At 63.0% G+C, this 3237-nt stretch carries 1 protein-coding gene; it reads right to left on the bottom strand.

Going from position 1 to position 3237, the window contains the following annotated elements; translation table 11 throughout:
• The coding region (locus AC1D0Z_RS18425; RefSeq protein ID WP_477659644.1) for a two-partner secretion domain-containing protein at positions 1–3237 on the bottom strand (3237 nt) is incomplete at both ends.

Below are 3237 nucleotides of genomic sequence, written 5' to 3'. Positions count from 1 at the left end.
GTGTCGTAGACCTTGTTGTTGGCTCCCACACCTGTGACGGCCAGGCTGGCTGGTGTGATGTTGGCCGTCAGCCCCGTTGGTTGCACCACGGTGTAGTTGCCGGCATCAGCGCCGCTCAATGTATAGCCGGTCACGTTGACCACCTTGCCGTTGCCCACGTTCTTGTCGGCGAATCGGCCGATGCCCGTGCCGAGCACGTTCACGGTATCACCGGCAAAGGCTGCAACGCTGGCCGTGCCGCTGATGGTGGAGGCGTCGTTGGCGTTGTACACCTTGTCCTGGATCGTCACACCGCCAACGACAACGCTGGCCGGCGTGATGTTGGCAGTCAGGCCCGTGGGCTGCACGATGACGTAGTTGCCGGCATCGGCGCCGCTCAAGGTGTAGCCCGTGACCGTGACGGCCTTGCCGTTGCCCACATTCTTGTTGGCGAAAGTACCACTGCCGGTGCCGGCCAGGTTCACCGTGTCGCCGGCAATGGCCGTGACGCTGGCTGTACCGTTCAAAGTGGTACCCAGGCCGGCGTCATACACCTTGTTGGCCGCGCTCACGCCGGTGACCGCCAGACTGGCGGGATTCACTGTCAGGGTGCCATTGGCGTAACTGATGTCATAGCCCTGCTGGTTGGAATACAGGCCGGAGCCCGTCACCGTGTAGCTGCCGGCATTGACCGCGCCCTGGGCGCTTCCGCCGAAACTGATGCTTCCCGACAAGCTGCCGCAAGCCACGTTGGAGCAACTGATGCCGGTCCCGCCGTTCCAGGACAGCTTGTCGTAGGTCTTGCTGGTGCTGCCGACGGTGACCGTGGTGGCCTTCATGAGTGCCTTGAGCAGGGGGCGGCTATTTCCCTCATAAAGGCGCCAGACGCTGGTGAAATCCCAATTGGGGTTGACGTTGCCGTTGGCGGGAGTGGCCGAGCTGAAGTTGGCCTGTTGTTGCATCTGGGCTGTGGTCATGCCCATGCCGCCGCCCGCGCTGGTAGCCCGCCCGGTTGTAACGGTATCCCAGAAGCTGTTGTTGATCGCCGTTCCGGCGTCCCACAAGCCGACCAGTCCACCCAGATTGCTGGTGCCGCCCACGGCGCCGGCCGCGTAGCTGTTGTTGATCGTGCCTCCGGCATTGATCTTGTGCCCCACCAGGCCACCAACTCCGGAATTACCATTTACCGTACCGGTCGCGTAGCTGTTGTTGATCGAAGGGGCGTTGCCATTGCTGTTCCAGAGCCCCACCAGCCCGCCCACATCCGAGCCGGTACTGTTGACGTTGCCGCTTGCATAGCTGCCGCTGATGGATCCGCTGTTGAGCATGTCTCCCACCAGCCCGCCGGTCCGGTCATTGGAGCCGGTGACATTGCCGGTGGCATAGCTATTGACGATGACGCCCTGCCCCCATCCCACCAGACCACCTACAGAGAGCCCACCGGTGACGTTACCGCTGGCGTGGCTGTTGCGGATTTCACCCTGGCTCGTTCCCACCAGGCCTCCAGCTTCCGAGTTGGTTCCGGTCACCGACGTGTTGGTGGTGTAGCTGTTGATGATGTTGCCGGAGTTCCACCCCACCAGCGCACCAACCTTGGTTTGTCCTGCTACGCTGCCGCCTATCAGGCCCACATTATTGATTCGACCTGGAACGCCCGTGTAGCCGAACAAGCCGACATAAGTGGCGCCTGGCCGGTTGATGGTCAGGCCGGTGATGGTGTGGCCCAAACCGTCCAGGGTACCGTTGAAGTTTGCGGTGTTGTCGCCCAGCGGCTGAAATCCACTCCCGCCGTTCCATGCGCTGGTCGGCGAAGCGTCGATGTCGGCGCCCAGCGCATAGCGAATGTTGAGATTGCCGCTGATACCCTGCAAATCGGTGCCGGTAGTACTGCCTGCAGCACCCAGGCCGGTGATGACGGTATACGCGATGGGGGTACTGTTGCTGCCCTGTTTGGTGCTGAAGTTGTTGCCTGCCGGCAGATTGATTTTCGCGCCGTTATTGAAGTTGTAGGTACTGCCGGTGCCGTTGGCGGTGCCCTGTCCATACTCCAGCGCCAGCTTGCCCGTGCCCGAGGCATTAAGGTTGGCATTGATATTGATGTTGTTCTGCGCGTTGAGCGTCAGCTGGTTGACGCTCCAGCTCACCACGTCATTGACGTTGACGTCGCCCGCTGTGCCTGTATTGCCGCTGCTGCTCTGGATGACGACGTTGCCTGAGCCGAGGTTGGCAGTCAGGGCTGCGCCCGTGATGTTCCCGCCCGCAGTAGCGATGGTGAAGTCCACAGGGTCAATCAGCCAGGTGCCGCTTTGGCCGGCGGGCGCCGCCGTGGTGATCCGGGCGCCATCGGCAATGTTCACCTGCGCACCCGAGGTTTCCACAAAGCCGCCGTTGCCGCCGTTTGGCGCCGAGGCGTCCAGCGTGCCCGCAACATTGGCGGTGCCGGCGGCCATGCCGCCCAGCAGGATGATGGTCCCGCTGCGGTTTTCCACGGTGCGCGCCTGGATCACCCCGGTGTTGTTGACTGCGCTGGCCAGCAGGGAATCCTTGGCACCGGCGCTCATCAGCGCCTGCCCACCGTCGGCCAGGATCAACCCGCCGTTCTCGGCCAGGCTGTTGAGAACGCTCTGGTCCACTTGAATCTTGAGCAGCTGGTTACCCTGGAATGTCAGGGTGGCCGCGCTGCCCGCTGCCAACGCCACAGTGCCCTTGGCAGCATTGATGCTTCCCTGGTTGCGCACGGTGTTGCCGATCAGGGCGACATAGCCGCCCGTGGCCGCATTAATGCTGCCCTGATTGACCACACTGCCTGCGCCTGCGCCGCTGAAGCTGCGCTTGCCGCTGCTCAGGTCCGCATCCTTGACATCCAGTGTGGATGCCACCAGCCCGCCTACGTTGACCTGGGCGCCGGCGCCGAACAGGATGCCGTTGGGGTTGATCAGGAAGACCTGCCCGTTGGCATTGAGCTGGCCCAGGATCTGGCTGCCATGGGTGTCCAGGATGCGGTTGACGGCAATCGCGCTGGCCGAGGGCTGCACGAAGTTGACGCTTTCCTGCGCGCCGACATTAAAGCTCTTCCAGGTCAGCGAAGCATTCTGGCTGGATTGATGGATGGTGGTGGTGGGGCCATTCTGCGAGATGCTGGCTGCGCCCGAAGTGACCTGGCCGTCCACCGGGCCGGCCTGTGCAGTGGCCGCCCCGAGCAGCAAAACGGCCGTTACCGGCTTGCGCAGGGTCCATTTGCCTGCGGCACTACTGGCC

This window comes from Polaromonas sp. P1_E3 (assembly GCF_056405935.1).
This window is presented reverse-complemented; position numbering and strand designations above follow the sequence as displayed.